Below are 16165 nucleotides of genomic sequence, written 5' to 3' on the forward strand. Positions count from 1 at the left end.
AGGGCCCCCGAATTACCTCACGCAGGCGTGGTCGGCGAGTCCAGCCAGCTGTCGATCAGCTTCGTGAAGTCCTTACCGGTCTCCGCGTTGACGAACGCGATGAACGCGGCCCGGTCCTGGCTGGTGTTGCGGTTCTTCCCGGCCCAGGCGGTGGCCAGGGCGAAGAACTTCTTGTCGCCGAGCGCGTCGTTCAGTTCCTTGAGCATGGCCGCCGGGCAGAGGTACACGTTGCTCTCGGCGAAGGTGCCGGCCTTCGGCTTCCCGGGCGGGCCCACCTCGCGGCGCAGCTCGGCGTCCCGCTCACGCAGGTACTTCTCCAGGTACGCCTTGTCGAAGCCGTACAGCCTCATCTCGTACAGATATTGGAAGTAGGTCGCGAAGCCCTCGTTGAGCCACAGATCCGTCCAGGTCTTCGGCGTGACCGAGTTGCCGAACCACTGGTGCGCGTATTCGTGGACCAGGACGGCCTCGAACTGGCGGAGGTCGGCCTTCCGGAAGGACTCCCGGCCCATGCTCAGCATCTGCTGCGTCTCCATGGCCGAGACCGAGCCGTTCATCAGGGCACCGGCGGTCGGGTACGGGTACGGCCCGAGCCGCTCCTCCAGCCACTTGAGCAGCTGCGGCGTCTTCTTCAGGGTGCTCAGATAGCGGTCGTCGGTCTTCGGCACCACGAAGTTGGTGATCTTCAGGCCGCGGGGCCCGGTCTGCTCGATCCTCTTGTACCTGTCGACCGCCAGGGTCGTCACGTAGGCGGCAACCGGATCGGCGCTGGCGTAGTGGTAGGTGTTGCCGTCCACCTTGCCCGGCGTGCCACTGGCGGCCGCCGTCCAGCCCTGCGGGACCGTCACGGCCATGTCGTAGAGCGCCTCGTCGGACGGGTGCTCGTTGACCGGGTACCAGGTGAGCGCGCCCCACGGCTCCTGCATGGTCCAGAGCACGCCGTCCTTCGACGACCGCATGCCGATGCCCTCGGAGGCGTCGCCGCGGCGTGACGGCATCTCCACCTGTTCCGGCGTGCCGTGGTAATCCACGGTCAGCGTCACCGGCTTGTCGGCGGCGACCGGCGTGGGCACCACGAGCTTCGCCTTGTTGACGGTCCCCGCGGCCGGCTTCCCGTCGACGGCGACCTTGTCGATGGTCAGGCCGGTGAAGTCCAGCCGGATCTCCGGCGCATCGGCGACCGGCCGGATCCGCAGCGTGGCGACGCCGGTGAGGACCTTGGTGTCCGGTTTCCAGTCGAGTTCGAGCCCGTAGTGCAGCACGTCCAGGCCGGCGTTGCCCTTCTCCGGATAGAGCGGGTCGGCGATCGGAGTGGAACGGCCGGCCGCCCAGGCGCTGTAGTCGACGCTCGGAGCGTCGTTCTGCGCCGGCGGCGGCTTCTCCTTCGTCGGAGAGCCGGTACAGCCGGTGATGAGGAGCGTCGCGACGAGCGTGGCGACGGCAAAGGGGTGACGCATGCGCGGACCGTACACCGGATATCGATCCTCCTCGGCCCCGCGCTCCCGGAGCCCAGTGGTCACCCCATCAGGGGTGAGACGAGATAGCCGGCGCCGGTGACGACGAAGACCAGGCCGACGATCATGAACCCGCCACCGGCGCCGTATCGGCCCAGGCGGAACGCCCGCTTGAAACGCGGGCTGTTCCTGAACTCCGCAGGGCTTCCCTCGTCGCCGGACATCCGGCGGTTGTTGCGGTTCTCCGAGATCAGCCTGGCGTGCTCGTCCGCGACGCCGAAGAGGTTGGCGACCCAGACCAGCCCCATGAAGCCGATGAGCAGACCGACGCCGATGAGGCTCAGGCCCTTCTGTACGTCCGGCGGCATAGCGGCTCCTCCATGCGGCGACCCGTTCGTCCTGCGGGCGGACCGTCAGGGTAGCGACGCCTGCCAATGCCCTGCCGCCGCACGCCACGGCGCCCGCGAGCGCCGCCGGACATCGCTCTCCACCAGCGCGGCGCAGTCCGGCCGCCCGCGCAGGGGCCGGCCCGCAAACCCGGCGACGGAGTGCCGTAGCGGCCGACTAGGCTTGGCCTTTGTCCGCAACGATGTCCTCAAGCCGGAGCCGCACGCACATGACGACCATCGCGCTGCCGTCCTACGAAGACGCCACCAGCCGTTACGAGCCGGTGATCGGCTTGGAGACACACGTCGAGCTGGGCACGCAGACCAAGATGTTCTGCGGCTGCAAGACCGAGTTCGGCGCCGAGCCGAACACTCAGGTCTGCCCGGTGTGCCTGGCTCTGCCCGGCGCACTGCCCGCGATGAACGGCGCCGCCATCGAGGCGACCATCCGGATCGGTCTCGCGCTGAACTGCTCGATCGCCGAGTGGTGCCGGATGGCCCGGAAGAACTACTTCTACCCGGACATGCCGAAGAACTTCCAGACCTCGCAGTACGACGAGCCGCTCTGCGTGGACGGTTACGTCGACGTCGAGGTGGGCGGCAAGTCGTACCGGATCGGCATCGAGCGGGTGCACATCGAGGAGGACACCGGCAAGACCCTGCACGTCGGCGGGGCCACCGGTCGCATCCACGGCGCCACCGAGTCGCTTGTCGACTACAACCGGGCCGGCATCCCGCTGGTGGAGATCGTCACGAAGCCGGTCCCCGGTCTCGGTGACCTGGCTCCCGAGGTGGCCAAGGCGTATGTCGCCGAGCTGCGCGACATCATCCGCTCGCTCGGCGTCTCGGACGTCCGGATGGAGCAGGGCTCGCTGCGCTGCGACGTCAACACCTCGCTGAACAAGCCCGGCGAGGAGTGGGGCACCCGCACCGAGACGAAGAACGTCAACTCGCTGCGTTCGGTCGAGCGTGCCGTTCGTTCCGAGATCATCCGGCAGGCCGGTCTGCTCGACGTCGGCACCCGGATCTTCCAGGAGACCCGGCACTTCCAGGAGACCACCGGTGACACCCGGCCGGGCCGCTCCAAGGAGACCGCGACCGACTACCGGTACTTCCCCGAGCCCGACCTGGTCCCGATCGCACCGGACCCGGCGTGGGTCGCGCAGCTCAAGACCGAGCTGCCGGAGCGGCCGAGCGTCAAGCGGGCCCGGCTGCGCGAGGACTGGGGCATCTCCGAGCTCGACATGCAGTCGGTGGCGAACGCCGGTGCGGTGGAGCTGATCGAGGAGACCATCGCCGCGGGCGCGTCCCCCGCGGGTGCCCGCAAGTGGTGGATGGGCGAGCTGGCCCGCCGTGCCAACGAGCTCGACATCGAGCTGTCCGCGGTCGGTGCCACCCCGGCCCAGGTCGCGGCCCTGCAGAAGCTCGTCGACGAGGGCAAGCTCAACGACAAGCTGGCCCGTTCGGTGCTGGAGGGTGTCGTCGCGGGCGAGGGCGACCCGGCCGAGGTGATGGCCGCGCGCGGTCTCGAGGTGGTCAACGACACCGGTGCGCTCACGGCCGCCGTCGACGAGGCGATCGCCGCCAACCCGGACATCGCGGCCAAGATCCGCGACGGCAAGGTGGCCGCGGCCGGTGCCCTGGTGGGCGCGGTCATGAAGACGACGCGAGGCCAGGCGGACGCCAAGACCGTGCGCGAGCTCATCCTCTCGCGGCTCGGCGCTTCCTAGATCCTTCGCTGTACGTCCGGAGCCCGGTCCCGTGAAACGGGGCCGGGTCTACGGCGCCTCTGGCGCACGCATGACCGGTGACCAGGTGACGCCGTCGCTGACCGCGAAGGCCCGGTGCACCCGCCGGCGGATCGTCCAGATACCGAGCAGGAGCAGGATGACGCCCGCACCGCGCATGCCGTTGAGTGCGAGGTCGAGCTCCTGCGTCCGTACCGCGAAGCCGGGATCGCGTGTCTCCAGCGAGCCGAACTCCTGAACGGCCAGGGGCGCCAGCAGCATCACGATCCACGCCGGGATCGTCCAGTGCCAGATCGCCTTGCTCGGATCCGGTACGCGGCCCCGGACGTGGTCGACGGCCCGGGTCCGCCAGCCGACGAAACCGAGCAGGTAACCGAGGATCGCCACGAATCCGGCGAAGTCGAGCGGATCACTGTGGCCCAGGAGCCAGCGCACCGCGGACGGCAGAGGGTCGCCGTCGAGCAGGTACGCCCGGATGAACAGGGCGTTCGTCGCCGCTGCGGCGTCGTACAGGAACGCCGCGACGGCGGTCAGGACGAGTGCGAGGGTGCCGAGCTCCCACTTCCGTGGCGGCCGTGCGACGGGCAGGAAGCTGTCGGTCATGCTGGCCCTCCGCGGGTGAAGAAGTCGGATCACCATAGTGGATCTTCGATCACGGCGGCATCCGGCTTGTCACCGCGCCGGGGACTTCGCTCGTTCACCCCGGAAACACGGCACGAAGTGGCATAACCTGCCAGCGTGGCAGTGCACCCCGCGGCGACCCGCCGCTGCTGGCGATGGATCGCCGTCGCATCGATGGCCGCCGCGTCGACGGCCGCCGGAGCACCGGGCGCCGCCGCGGACCGTGCGGGCGCAGCCGACAGGCAGCTCACCATCGGCGGGCCTGAGGTCGTGCTCGACCTGAACGGGCCGGGCACCGTCGGCTTCCGCGCCGCCGCGGGCCGGCACCTGACCGTCCTGGCCCGGCGCGGAACCCTCACCAAGGCCGACAACACCGACCTGGTGATCCGCCGCGACGGTGCTCAGGTGGCCGAAGGAACCCTGCTCACCACGTGGTCCACGGTGAGCCTCGACTTCACCGCGCCGGCGACCGGCGGTTACACCGTGGAGATCCGCCCCCGCGCCGATGACCGCGGCACCCTCCGGCTGAGCCTCGCCGGAGCTACCTCGGCCCGCCTGAGCCTGCGCGGCCCGGTCCGGAGGATCACCATCGCCCGGCCCGGGGAACGCGCCTTCCTGACCTTCCCGGCCACCGTGGGGCAGCGGCTCACCCTGGTGGCCCGCCGCGGCACGATCTCCAAGGACGAATACACCAACTTGGAGATCCACGGCCCGTCCGGTGACGTCACCATGGCCGGGGCGGTCGGCTACGAGGCGGACTACCGGACGCTCGACTTCGACGTCACCGAGACCGGTACCCACACCGTCGAGGTGAACCCGGACACCACCCGCACGGGCACCCTGACAGTCCAGTTGGCGGGTACCGTCACGGCCCGCCTGACACCCGGCCGTCCCGCCCGGATCGGGCTCGCCCGGCCCGGCGAACGAGCCTTCGTCACGTTTCCGGCCGCCGAGGACGAGCAGTTCCGGCTCACCGTCCGCCGCGGCACCCTCACCGCCGTCGAACCGACCCGCCTCCGGGTGATCACCCCGATCGGCCTCGACGTCGTCCACGCCGACCTGACCGGCGACAAGCGCACCGCGACGCTCGACTTCAGCGCCTCGGCCGGCACCTACACGGTCGAGGTCGACCCCGCCGGTCTGGATGCCGGCACCCTGACCCTGGACCTCCGCAAGCTCCCCTGAGTGCGCCCGGGTTCGCGCCCACCCCACAGCTGGCATTGACCGCTGTCTCAGAAGGGCTGAGGCAGCGGTGCGCGCCAGCCGGGGTTGACGGCAGGCAGCGGTGAGCGCCAGCCGGGGTGGACGGTCGGCGGCGGTGAGTGCCGGCCCGGGTGGACGGGATCAGTTGCTGGCGGAAGGGGAGCCGGACGGCTGGGACGCCGCCGGAGCGGGGGTTTCCTCCGGTTCCAGGCCGACCACGTTTCGCTGCATCTCCACGGTGGACTCGCCGGTGCCGCCCAGCTGGATGTCGTCGTAGGCCTTGAGCTCGCGGTTCTCGTCGAAATAGAGCACCGACAGGCTCAGCGGCGTGGGGTCCTCGTTCTCCAGGCCCCGCAGGCCGGCGCCACCGGTGGAGCCCTCCACCATGATCCGGGTGGCCACGGTGGGCTGCGGGACGACCGACGGGGACGGCGCGGGGGAGACCGACGCCGACGGGTCGGGGGCGGGAGCGGCCGGGGGCGGCAGGAGGGTGACCGAGCGGCGGTGCTGATGGCCGGAGAGGACGAGCGGGACCACCCCGGACAGCGGCTGCGCCATCGCCGGATCGTGCACGAGCGCGATGTCGACCTGCTTACCGGAACCGCGGATGGTCTTGGCCAGGCGCTCACCGGCCGCGGACAGCACCTCCGGCCCGGAGCCGTCGCCCGCCTCGTTGGACTCGCTCTTGTCCGGCGTGAACTGGGGATCACCGATGCCGGCGATGGTCAGACCGTCGACCTCGGTGAGGCCGTTGTCGAGGACCACCGCGTTGTTCTGGGCGGCGACCGCGTTCTGGATGGCGAGCGAGTCGTGGTTGCCGCGGACGAAGATGTAGGGCACCTGGATCGACGGGATGGACGAGACGTAACCGGTCTCGGCGCTGCTGCCCCAGTCGACGATGTCGCCGGTGTCGATCACCGCGTCGATCTCGAAGGTCTCCACGACGGTCCGGATGAGACCCCACGACGCCGGATTGAGGTGCAGGTCGGAGACGTGCAGGATCCGGGTGGTGTTACCGGCCGGCTCGTAGACGGGCAGCGCCGAGATGGTCGAGTAGACCCGGCTGACGTTGCCGAGGATGGTCTGCAGCTGTTCGGCGTACCGGCCGTAGTTGTCGGCGATCCGGCGCGCGTCACCGACCACCGCGGGCGCGTTGATCAGCAGGCCCTCGTATCGTGGCTCGCTGATCGAGTCGGGCCGCAGGGTGCCGGCCGCCAAGCCGAGGCTGCCACCGGTGACCACCAGCGCGGTGACCCCGGCCGCCGCGGTGCGCCGCACGTCCCGGAAGACCAGTGCGGCGAGGATCAGCGCGCCGAGGACGGCCAGGCCCATGGTCCGCAACCCGAGCCGGGACACCCCGGCGGCCACCTCGTCGACGGCCCGGTCACCGGCGGAGCCGATCGCCGCCGGGTTGTCGATCAGCGCCTCGGTACGGCTCTGGTCGAGCGAGCCCAGGTCGACCCGCAGATGGACCGGACCGCGATGGGTGTCCAGATGCAACGAGCCGAGCGGCGGGATGTTGATCTCCGTGCCGCCGTGCAGCGACGGCACGACCGCCATCTCGGCGCTGAACGGGCCGACGTTGAGATCGGCGCGGGCGAACAGCATCACCCCGATCAGCAGGCCGGCCACCGCGGTCAGCGCGACGGCTCCGGCGACCCGCAACCGGCGGGTCCAACGGTGCCGGAACACTCGTCCGGCCAGGGCGGACACTGATCGCCAACGACGTGGCCACGAGGGCCGGTCTTCCTTCATCGGGGCCTCACCTGCCCCATCGGGCTCGGGACGAAACAGTCATGGCCGTCAACTCCGGCCGGCGCCGCCGTCGGAGAAGACCAGCCGGATGATGCGGTCGTCCTCGGGGGTGGGGCGGCCCGCCTCCTCCTGGTTGGAGGTGCCCACCCAGAACGAACCGTCCGGTGCGGCGGCCAGCGAACGCAGCCGGCCGAACTCGCCGGTCAGCAGCGCCTGCGGACTGCCCAGAACCGTACCCCCGCCGGTGACGCTGAGCAGCTGAACTCGCTGGCCCAGCACGCAGGCGGTGGCCACCATGGTCTCCACGACGCCGACGCCGGAACAGGAGGACTCCGCGGACGGCCAGGAGGCCAGCGGGTTGGCGAGTTTCGGGTCGGTCCCGGCGCCGTCGGTCTTCGGCCAGCCGTAGTTCCGGCCCTTCTCGACCACGTTCAGCTCGGCCGTGCGTGGCTGGCCGCGATCCGTCGCATACATCCGCTTGGTCTTGTCCCAGGCCAGACCCTGCACGTTGCGATGGCCGGAGGACCAGACCGGCGAGGTCTTGACCGGGTTTCCGGGGGCCGGCTTACCGGCCGTGGTGATTCGCAGGATCTTGCCGCCCAGGCTTTTCGCGTCCTGCGCCTGGCCGCTGTTCGTGCTGCCGTCGCCGGTGCCGGCGTACAGGAATCCATCCGGTCCGAAGGCCAGGGCGCCGCCGTTGTGCTCGGCCGAGCGGGGGATACCGGTGAGGATCGGCTCCAGCTTGCCGTCGGCGGCCAGCTTGCCGATGCGGTTGTCCCGGTCGGTGGAGTAGTAGACGAACAGGGTCCGGTCGGTCTCGTAGCCGGGCGAGACGGCGATGCCGAGCAGGCCGCCGTCACCGGAGGCGCGGACCTCGTCGAGTCGCCGCAGCTCGGTGACCTTGAGGCCGTCGGACGCCGACTCGGGACCGAGCTTCAGGATCCGGGCGGTGTCGCGTTCGGTGACCACCGCGGCGCCGTCGGGCAGGAAGGCGATGCCCCAGGGCACCTCGAGTGTCCTGGCCAGCACGGTGACCGCGACCTCACGCTCGCTCTCCGCACCGCCGGCGGTCGGCGCTGCCGACGGGCGCGGCAGGTTGGGTGGCGACCCGGCCTGATCCGGGCCGGGCGGCCCGAAGCTGCACCCGGCGGTCAGCGCCAGCATGGCCACCGAAACGGCCGCGGCTGCACGGCCCCGGTGAAAGAGCACGATCGGCCCCCCTTCGACTGTGCCGACCCTTGACTACGCCGACCAGGGTAGCGGCGCCGTCTGACAGAACCGGGTCATCGATGCTCGCTCGCACCGGCCGCGTGACCGCTCGCCTCCAGCATCAGCGGGAGGTTGTCACGGGTGACACCGGTGAGACGGATGACGTTGCCGTTGTCGAGCAGGGCCGAGACCCGGCCGCGTGCGTCGGGGGCCAGCTCGCTGATCCGGTCGAACGGCACGCGGCTGCCGCCGAAGAGGGCGCGCACCCGCAGCTCGTCGGGGTAGACGTCGGTGCCGGCCCGCCACGCCCAGACCAGGACCACGAGCGGGATCAGCAGCAGCGGGCTCAGAGCCCAGGAGGAACCGGCGAGCGGGACCGTGCCGACGAGCCCGATCAATGCGGCGACCAGCACAGCGCCGGATTTGCGGATGCGGAGAACGGGACGACTCCTCGCCGTGCCGACGCGCGCCGTCAACGCGGCGACCAGCGCGGCGCCGGCCCTGCGGATGCGGAGGACGAGACGACTGCTCACCCCTTCATCCTCCCACCCGGCGTGACCGGTACGCCTGGCGGACCCGGCCGGGTCCGCCAGAGGTTGACCGTCGTCGCTGGATGGTCGACGATCCGTTCGTGGGACGACGACACGCCGTGCCGTAACCCGATCCGGGGACCGTCGTTGACCCGGTGCAGTTCCCTCTTGCTCCGCCCCCGCGCTCCGGGCGATCCCGGGGCCAGACAGCAGAGGACTCGTCGATGATCGCCGTGCTGCTCGCGTGGGCGATCGGCGTCGCCGGTCTGTGTGCAGGCGCCGTCCTCATCCGCGCCGCCCTGGCCCTGCATCGTGCCGAGCGGGCGTTCGTCTCCTGTCGTGGCGCCGGCCTCGTCGGCATGGGTGCCCTGTTCACCGGACTCACCGGTCTGGTGCCCTGGTGGGCGCCGGAGCACGAGTCCGCCTGGCTGACTGCCGGGCTCGCCGTGGCCGCCGTCTGTTTCGTCGCCGGCACCTCGCTGCTGCCGGGGGCGGCCAGCAACTGGGTGGTCCGGCTGCGGCGTGCCTACGACGGGGTGGGACTCGGGGTGAGCCTGGGCTTCGCGATCTACCTGGTCCCGGCGGCGACGAGCCGTCCCGCGGCGGTGCCCGCGCTGCTGATCGCGGCCGGTGCGATCGCGATCGTCACGGTGATCGTGCTGCGCGCCCGGCCTCGGCCGCGGGCGGCGGTGTGGTGCGGCAGCGGCACCGCCATGGTGATGCTCGGCCTCAGTGTCCTGGCGCTCGGTTCGGACGGACCGGAAGCGGTGCCGGCCGGGCTCGGCGTGGTGGCCGGCCTGACCGCCTCGGCCATCGGCGGTTCCCGTCGTGACCTGCCGCCCCCGCCGCTGGAGCCCCGCCATCCGGACCAGTACCTGGCCAGCTATCCGCTGCTCGCGGTGCCGGCCGCGGTCGGTGTGGTGGCCGCGGTCTGGCATCTGCTGGCCGTCGACGAGTTCGGTACCGAGGCGATCGTCTTCGGTCTGGTGATGGTCAGCGTGCTGGTCGTCCGGGAGTTGCTCGTGGTCCGCGACATCCGGCGGTACGCGGGCCGGCTGCGGGTCACCGAGGCGCACTTCCGCTCGCTGGTGGCCGGTGCGACCGATCTCACCCTGGTCCTGGACGAGCGGTTGACGGTGCGCTGGCAGTCACCGGCCGCGGCCCGGCTCTTCGGGCTGCGCGACGCCGAGGTGCTGGGCCGGGAGTTCGCCGAACTGATCCACCCCGATGACGTGGCCGACGCGCGGGCGGTGATCGGGTCGGTGCTCGCCGGTGAGCACGAGGGTGGCCCGCCGGTGCTGGTCAAGGCCCGGGTACGCGACGGCGCCCGACTGTGGCGCGACACCGAGTCGACCATCTCCGATCTGCGTTGTGTCCCGGAGGTGGCGGCGCTCGTCGTACACGTACGGGATGTGGGTGAACGCCGTCATCTGGAACGGACCCTGCACCGCCTCTCCTACCTGGACCAGCTGACCGGCTTGGCCAATCGCCGGGCCCTGATGCGGGATCTGCTGGCCATGCGCCGGCAGGCGGGGCAGCACGGCACGCTCCTGGTGATCGATCTGCACGGGCTCGCCGAGATCAACGACTCGCGGAGCCGGGAGGTCGGCGATGCCGTGCTGGTCGAGGTGGCCCGGCGGCTGCGCACCCTGATCGGTGGTGAGGACGTCGCCGCGCGGCTCGGTGGCGACGAGTTCGCGGTGCTCACCCCCGACTCGTCGGTGCCGGCGTACGCCCTGGCCAGCCGGATCGTGGCGGGGCTCGGCGAGTTGTATCCGCTGCCCGGCAACACCGCCGAGCTGCATTGCAGCGTGGGTCTGGCCGAACTGGCCGGCGCCAAGGACTCCGACGAGGTGCTGCGGCACGCCGACCTGGCCCGGCAGCGCGCCCGCCAGCTCGGCCGGGACCGCGTCGAGTGGTACGACCCGGACGTCGAGATCCAGCTGCACCGCCGGATGGAACTGGAGCAGCAGCTGCTCGGCGCGGCCGCCCGTGGTGAGCTGGACCTGGTGTTCCAGCCGGTCACCGGTCTGACCGACGGCCGTCCGGCCGGGGTCGAGGCGCTGCTGCGCTGGCGGCATCCGCACCTGGGCCCGATCCCGCCGCGGGAGCTGCTGCCGATCGCGGCGGCTCTGGGGATCACGGCCGAGCTGGACGAGTGGGTGCTCGAGGAGGCGTGCCGCCGTCTGACCGGGTGGTCGGTGAGCGAGGACTTCTGGCTGTCGGTCAACGTCGGCCCGCGGGAGCTGCTGACGGCCCGGTTCCCGGAGCGGATCGCGACGACCCTGCACAGGTACGGCCTGGCCCCGGAACGCCTGGTCGTCGAGATGGCCGAGACCTGGATCGCCGAGGACGTGCCGGCCATCGTGGCGGCGCTCACCGGGCTGCGCAAACTGGGTGTCCGCGCGGCTCTGGACGACTTCGGCTCGGGGCAGACCTCGCTGTCGCATCTGCGCCGGCTCCCGGTGGACATGCTGAAGCTGAGCCCGGCGCTGATGGCCGAGAAGTCGGTGGTCGACGTGGTGGTCAGTCTCGGTCGCCGGCTCGGCTTGGACATCGTCGCCAAAGGGCTGGAGACGGCCGGGGACATCGAGCGGGCCACCGAGGCCGGCTGCCGTTACGGCCAGGGGTTCGCCCTGGGGCATCCGGGCCCGGCGGAGCGGATCGAGGCGTACCTCGACTCTCATCGCGGTTAACGGGGCGGTGCCGTGCTCCCGCGCGGCGTGAGGTGGACCCGGCCGGCCTCGACGTTGCCGACCGTCTTGCCGTCGATGGCGTTCAGCAGCTCGAGCGCGGCCTGTGCGCCGTACGCCGAGATGTCCCGGCTCAGTGCGGTGAGCGGTGGGTGCACCAGGCTGCACAGTGGCGAGTCGTCCCAGGCCACGATGGAGAGATCGCCCGGCACGGAGAGCCCCATCTCCTGGGCGACGGCCAGGCCCGCGACCGCCATCACGTCGTTGTCGTAGATGATCGCGGTGGGCCGGTCACCGCCGATCAGCAGTCGCCGGGTGGCCCGGCTGCCCTCCTCGCCGGTGTAGTCGGCCGGGATGGTGATCGCGTTGTCCAGCCCGAGAGCGGCGCAGACGTTCTCGAAGGCCTTGGTCCGGTTCTGCGTGTGGAGCAGGCCGGGGACACCACTGACCCGGGCGATCTTGTGGTGCCCGAGGGCGACCAGGTAGCGGACGGCCTCGGTGATCGCGCCGGCGTCGTCCGACCAGATCTGCGCGATCGGGCCGGTGTCGCCCGGGCCGCCGATGACCACGGCCGGTAGCTGGAGTTGCAGCAGGACCGGGATGCGGATGTCGTTCTCCCGGATGTCGGTGACGATCACTCCGTCGATGCGGCGCTCGCCCCACCACCGGCGGTAGACCTCGACCTCCTGCTCGGGGGTGGCCACCACCTGGAGCGTCAACGCGTACGAGCGGGCGCCGAGCTCGGCCTCGAAACCGCTGATCAGGCCCATGAACCAGGGTTCTATACCGAGGATCCGGGCGGGGCGGCACAGGGTGAGACCGACGGCACGCGCCCGTGCGCCGGAGAGGGCCCGGGCCGCGCTGTTGGCGTTGAACCCGATCTCCTCGGCGATCGAGAGGATGCGTTTACGGGTCGCTTCGGAGACGCCTGGCTGGCCGTTGAGCGCATACGACACGGCGCCCTTGGACACGCCGGCCCGCCGTGCGATGTCGGCGATGGTGGGCCGTTTCACTCAGTCTCCTCTGTCCCCACTGCAGCCGAGCTTATCGGGCGTGGGGTGATGGCCGCCGGACTCCCTCGACGTTGGACGCTCGCTTGATCGGTTAAGTGTTACGTCACAGCGCTCGCGATGTAAACCGTCGATTTCGTTGCGTCCGAAAAATCCGGCTTGATACGGGATGGGAGCGTGCCCGTAACCGGGTATTGACAGCGCTGAAAGGCGGGCTTACGGTTCCCACAACTTACCCGGTTCAGTGATGCGGATCTCCTTGCGGAGGAAATGACTATGGAAAAGTTCGGACGCCGTGCCATGCGCATGGGCGCCGCCGGCCTGGTGGCCGCGCTGGCGATAACCGGTTGCAGCGGCAAGGACCTGGAAGGCGGCAACACCGAGGGCGGTAACGCCCAGGTCACGCTGAAGATCAACTTCTGGGGCGACATGGGCCTGGACCAGCTGAAGGCGAAGTACGAGGCGGCCAACCCCAACGTCAAGATCTCGCTGAACACCGGCGAGTACCAGGCGCAGCACCAGGACCTGCAGAAGAAGCTCGTCGCGGGCTCCGGCGCCCCGGACATCTCGGCCGTCGACGAGGGCTTCATCGTCCAGTTCCGCGAGCAGGCCGACCAGTTCGTCAACCTGAACGACAAGGGCGCCGGCGCACTCGAGTCGAAGTACCTGCCGTGGAAGTGGCAGGCCTCGAAGTCGACCGACGGCAAGCAGATCGGCCTCGGCACCGACGTCGGCGGTCTGGCCATGTGCTACCGCACCGACCTGTTCAAGGCGGCCGGCCTGCCCACCTCCCGCGAAGAGGTCTCCAAGCTCTGGCCGACGTGGGACGCGTTCCTGCAGACCGGCAAGACCTACACCGACAAGACGAAGAAGAAGTTCATCGACTCGGCCACCAACCTGTTCAACCCGATCCTCTCGCAGCAGCCGGTCGGCTTCTACAACGAGCAGGAGCAGCTCCAGATGGAGGGCGGCCCGAAGGTCGGCTTCGACGTCGCGATGAAGGCGCTCGACTCCGGCATCTCGGCGAACCTCGCCAGCTTCCAGCCCAACTGGGACCAGGGCTTCAAGAAGGACCAGTTCGCGGTTCTGGCCTGCCCCGCCTGGATGCTCGGTCACATTCAGAAGACCGCGCCCGACCAGGCCGGCAAGTGGGACATCGCCGCGATCCCGGGCGGCGGCGGTAACTGGGGCGGTTCCTGGTGGACCATCCCCAAGCAGGGCAAGAACGTCGACGAGGCGTACAAGTTCGTCGAGTGGCTGATCCAGCCGGAGCAGCAGATCGAGGTCTTCAAGACGGTCGGTAACCTGCCGTCGCAGCCGGCGCTCTACAAGGACCCGGCCGTCCTCGAGTACAAGAAGGAGTTCTTCACCAACGCCCCGACCGGCCAGATCTTCGCCTCCACCGCGGAGAACCTGAAGCCGCAGTACTTGGGCAAGAAGAACGGTCCGACCCGGCTCGCCGTGGAGAACGTGATCAACCGCGTCGGCCAGGGCACGCTGAAGTCCGACGCCGCCTGGGCCGAGGCGGTCAAGGAAGCCGAGAAGGCCGCGAACTCCTGACCCATCCCGAAGAGAACGGCGGGGCGGCCACGGCCGCCCCGCCGTCCGGCCCCTAGGAGTTACCCGTGGCCCTCACCGACGTGCGCGTCGCGCACACCGAGGAGCCGAAGCACGCGCCGCCGAAACGGCCGAAGTTCTGGCTCCACCGATTCGACACCAAGACCTTCCCGTACCTGATGATCGCGCCGTTCTTCGTGCTCTTCGCGATCTTCGGGCTGTTCCCGCTGATCTTCAACGCGGTGGTGTCGCTGCGGCACTGGCACCTCATCGACAAGGAGAAGAACGGCTGGGTCGGCTTCGACAACTTCACGAAGCTGGCGGGCGACTCCGACTTCTGGGACGCCCTCGTCAACACGTTCGGCATCTTCATCCTCTCCACCGTGCCGCAGCTGCTGATCGCCCTGATGATCGCGAACCTGCTGAACCGCAAGCTGCGTGGCGCGACCTTCTGGCGGATCGGGATCCTGCTGCCGTACGTCACGCCGGTCGCCGCGTCGTCACTTGTCTTCGCGGTGTTCTTCAGCCGCGACAACGGCCTGGCCAACTGGTTCCTGTCGCTGGTCGGCTTCGGCCAGGAGCAGCCCCTCGACTGGCGCGCGGGCACCTGGAGCAGCTGGATCGCCATCGCCGTCATGGTCAACTGGAAGTGGATCGGCTACAACGCGCTGCTCTACCTGTCCGCGATGCAGGCGATCCCGAAGGACGTCTACGAGGCCGCTGCGGTCGACGGCGCGGGCCCGTGGCGCCAGCTGTGGAAGATCACCGTGCCGATGATCCAGCCGGTGGTCCTGTTCACCGTCGTCCTCTCCACCATCGGCGGTCTTCAGCTGTTTACCGAGCCGATGCTCTTCGACGAGAACCCGGCGCAGGCCAACGGTGGTTACGACCACCAGTGGCGAACCATCTCGCAGCTCATCTACCGGGTCGGCTGGAGTGACCTCAACCTCGGCTACGCCGCGGCGATGAGCTGGGCACTGTTCTTGATCATTCTGGTGGTGGCCGGTATCAACGCCCTGGTCACCCGGCGCCTGGGAGGCGGAAAGTGAGCAGCCGCCTGTTGAGCCGGGCGCCCCAGGACACCCCGGGCACCTGGAAGTCGTACCTCGGGCTGGCCGCGATCCTGCTGATCTCGGCCTTCCCCGTGTACTGGATGTTCGTCATCGCGACCAGCAGCGACGAGGCCGTGATGTCGTCGCCGCCGGCGCTGATCCCCGGCGATCAACTGATGGTGAACCTGCGTGAGGTCTTCACCATGCAGGACGTCTTCTTCACCGCCTCGCTGATCAACAGCTTGATCGTGGCCGTCGCGGTGACCGCGTCGACGCTGTTCTTCTGCTCGCTGGCCGGCTTCGCCTTCGCCAAGCTGCGTTTCAAGGGCAACAACGTCCTGATGTTCATCGTCATCCTGACCCTGACGGTGCCGAACCAGCTCGGCGTGGTCGCGCTCTTCATCGTGATGAACGAGCTCGGCTGGAACGGCACCCTGCTCGCGGTCATCGCCCCCGGCCTGGTCACGGCGTTCGGCGTCTTCTACATGCGCCAGTTCATCGGGCACGCGATCCCGGACGAGCTGGTCGAGGCGGCCCGCATCGACGGCGCTCTCACGCTGCGCATCTACTGGACGATCGTCCTCCCGGCGGTCCGGCCGGCCCTCGCGGTCCTGGGCCTGCTCACCTTCGTGGCCACCTGGAACGACTTCCAGTGGCCACTGATCACCCTGAACGGCACCGATTTCCCCACGTCGATGGTCGCTCTCTCCGACCTGGCGAGCGGCAACTACGTGGTGTACCGCCGCGTGCTGGCCGGTGCCTTCGTCGCCACGGTTCCCCTGGTCATCCTGCTGCTGCTCGGCGGCCGCCAGCTGGTCCGCGGCATCATGGAGGGCGCGCTCAAGTAGGCGAACCCGGAAGCAGAGGCCCGCTCACCAGCTCTCGGTGGGCGGGCCTCACCGTTTCCTTTCAGCGAAAGCTAAGCCGGTACGCAGGTGGACTCAGCC

Annotated in this window: 13 protein-coding genes; 6 read left to right on the forward strand and 7 right to left on the reverse strand. The window is 69.8% G+C overall.

Going from position 1 to position 16165, the window contains the following annotated elements:
• Positions 1–17: 17 nt before the first annotated feature.
• Together AB0G04_RS03995 and AB0G04_RS04000 are read right to left on the reverse strand one after the other, a co-directional pair.
• Entirely contained in the window at positions 18–1457 is a 1440-nt protein-coding gene (locus AB0G04_RS03995) for a M1 family metallopeptidase (RefSeq protein ID WP_360975882.1), read from the reverse strand.
• A 59-nt stretch (positions 1458–1516) separates the two neighbouring features.
• On the reverse strand, positions 1517–1822 hold the full coding sequence (locus AB0G04_RS04000) for a hypothetical protein (RefSeq protein ID WP_360975885.1): 306 nt from the start codon (positions 1820–1822) through the stop codon (positions 1517–1519).
• Between the two features lie 248 nt (positions 1823–2070).
• On the opposite strand from AB0G04_RS04000, the gene gatB reads away from it, so the two are divergent.
• Positions 2071–3570 (forward strand): Asp-tRNA(Asn)/Glu-tRNA(Gln) amidotransferase subunit GatB, encoded by a 1500-nt coding sequence (gene gatB / locus AB0G04_RS04005; protein ID WP_360975888.1) that lies wholly within the window; start codon positions 2071–2073, stop codon positions 3568–3570.
• A 48-nt stretch (positions 3571–3618) separates the two neighbouring features.
• On the opposite strand, the gene AB0G04_RS04010 is transcribed toward gatB, so the two are convergent.
• Entirely contained in the window at positions 3619–4191 is a 573-nt protein-coding gene (locus AB0G04_RS04010; protein WP_360975891.1) for a hypothetical protein, read from the reverse strand.
• 135 nt (positions 4192–4326) lie between these two features.
• On the opposite strand from AB0G04_RS04010, the gene AB0G04_RS04015 reads away from it, so the two are divergent.
• Positions 4327–5394: a hypothetical protein gene (locus AB0G04_RS04015; protein WP_360975894.1), complete on the forward strand. Its 1068-nt coding sequence runs from the start codon at positions 4327–4329 to the stop codon at positions 5392–5394.
• 159 nt (positions 5395–5553) lie between these two features.
• Here the strand turns inward: AB0G04_RS04015 and AB0G04_RS04020 are convergent, their stop codons facing one another.
• The 3 genes from AB0G04_RS04020 to AB0G04_RS04030 form a co-directional block, all read right to left on the reverse strand.
• The gene (locus AB0G04_RS04020; protein WP_360975897.1) at positions 5554–7167 is read right to left on the reverse strand and encodes a metallophosphoesterase; all 1614 of its coding nucleotides are present in this window, start codon (positions 7165–7167) and stop codon (positions 5554–5556) included.
• Positions 7168–7215: 48 nt separating this feature from the next.
• A complete protein-coding gene (locus tag AB0G04_RS04025; RefSeq protein WP_360976275.1) occupies positions 7216–8331 on the reverse strand; it encodes a PQQ-dependent sugar dehydrogenase in 1116 nt (371 codons plus the stop codon).
• Between the two features lie 119 nt (positions 8332–8450).
• A complete protein-coding gene (locus tag AB0G04_RS04030; RefSeq protein ID WP_360975900.1) occupies positions 8451–8909 on the reverse strand; it encodes a PH domain-containing protein in 459 nt (152 codons plus the stop codon).
• A 221-nt stretch (positions 8910–9130) separates the two neighbouring features.
• On the opposite strand from AB0G04_RS04030, the gene AB0G04_RS04035 reads away from it, so the two are divergent.
• A complete protein-coding gene (locus tag AB0G04_RS04035; protein WP_360975903.1) occupies positions 9131–11602 on the forward strand; it encodes an EAL domain-containing protein in 2472 nt (823 codons plus the stop codon).
• Here AB0G04_RS04035 and AB0G04_RS04040 read toward each other — a convergent pair.
• The gene (locus tag AB0G04_RS04040) at positions 11599–12612 is read right to left on the reverse strand and encodes a LacI family DNA-binding transcriptional regulator (protein ID WP_360975906.1); all 1014 of its coding nucleotides are present in this window, start codon (positions 12610–12612) and stop codon (positions 11599–11601) included. The two genes, AB0G04_RS04035 and AB0G04_RS04040, sit on opposite strands and share 4 nt — an antisense overlap.
• Positions 12613–12885: 273 nt before the next feature.
• Between AB0G04_RS04040 and AB0G04_RS04045 the strand changes: the two genes are divergently transcribed.
• From AB0G04_RS04045 to AB0G04_RS04055, 3 genes are all read left to right on the forward strand, one after another.
• Positions 12886–14169, forward strand: coding sequence for an extracellular solute-binding protein (locus tag AB0G04_RS04045; RefSeq protein ID WP_360975909.1), 1284 nt, complete (start codon positions 12886–12888; stop codon positions 14167–14169).
• A 65-nt stretch (positions 14170–14234) separates the two neighbouring features.
• The gene (locus AB0G04_RS04050; RefSeq protein WP_360975912.1) at positions 14235–15215 is read left to right on the forward strand and encodes a sugar ABC transporter permease; all 981 of its coding nucleotides are present in this window, start codon (positions 14235–14237) and stop codon (positions 15213–15215) included.
• The gene (locus tag AB0G04_RS04055) at positions 15212–16066 is read left to right on the forward strand and encodes a carbohydrate ABC transporter permease (RefSeq protein ID WP_360975915.1); all 855 of its coding nucleotides are present in this window, start codon (positions 15212–15214) and stop codon (positions 16064–16066) included. Before AB0G04_RS04050 ends, AB0G04_RS04055 begins: the two co-directional genes overlap by 4 nt.
• Positions 16067–16165: the final 99 nt, after the last annotated feature.

Origin of the sequence: Actinoplanes sp. NPDC023801 (genome assembly GCF_040639655.1) — a bacterium.
In the GTDB taxonomy this organism is placed as follows: Bacteria; Actinomycetota; Actinomycetes; order Mycobacteriales; family Micromonosporaceae; genus Actinoplanes.

Coding starts and splice junctions, on each gene's coding strand:
- AB0G04_RS03995 (WP_360975882.1), bottom strand. CDS start 1,457: ATGCGTCACCCCTTTGCCGTCGCCACGCTCGTCGCGACGCTCCTCATC.
- AB0G04_RS04000 (WP_360975885.1), bottom strand. CDS start 1,822: ATGCCGCCGGACGTACAGAAGGGCCTGAGCCTCATCGGCGTCGGTCTG.
- gatB (WP_360975888.1), top strand. CDS start 2,071: ATGACGACCATCGCGCTGCCGTCCTACGAAGACGCCACCAGCCGTTAC.
- AB0G04_RS04010 (WP_360975891.1), bottom strand. CDS start 4,191: ATGACCGACAGCTTCCTGCCCGTCGCACGGCCGCCACGGAAGTGGGAG.
- AB0G04_RS04020 (WP_360975897.1), bottom strand. CDS start 7,167: ATGAAGGAAGACCGGCCCTCGTGGCCACGTCGTTGGCGATCAGTGTCC.
- AB0G04_RS04025 (WP_360976275.1), bottom strand. CDS start 8,331: ATGCTGGCGCTGACCGCCGGGTGCAGCTTCGGGCCGCCCGGCCCGGAT.
- AB0G04_RS04035 (WP_360975903.1), top strand. CDS start 9,131: ATGATCGCCGTGCTGCTCGCGTGGGCGATCGGCGTCGCCGGTCTGTGT.
- AB0G04_RS04045 (WP_360975909.1), top strand. CDS start 12,886: ATGGAAAAGTTCGGACGCCGTGCCATGCGCATGGGCGCCGCCGGCCTG.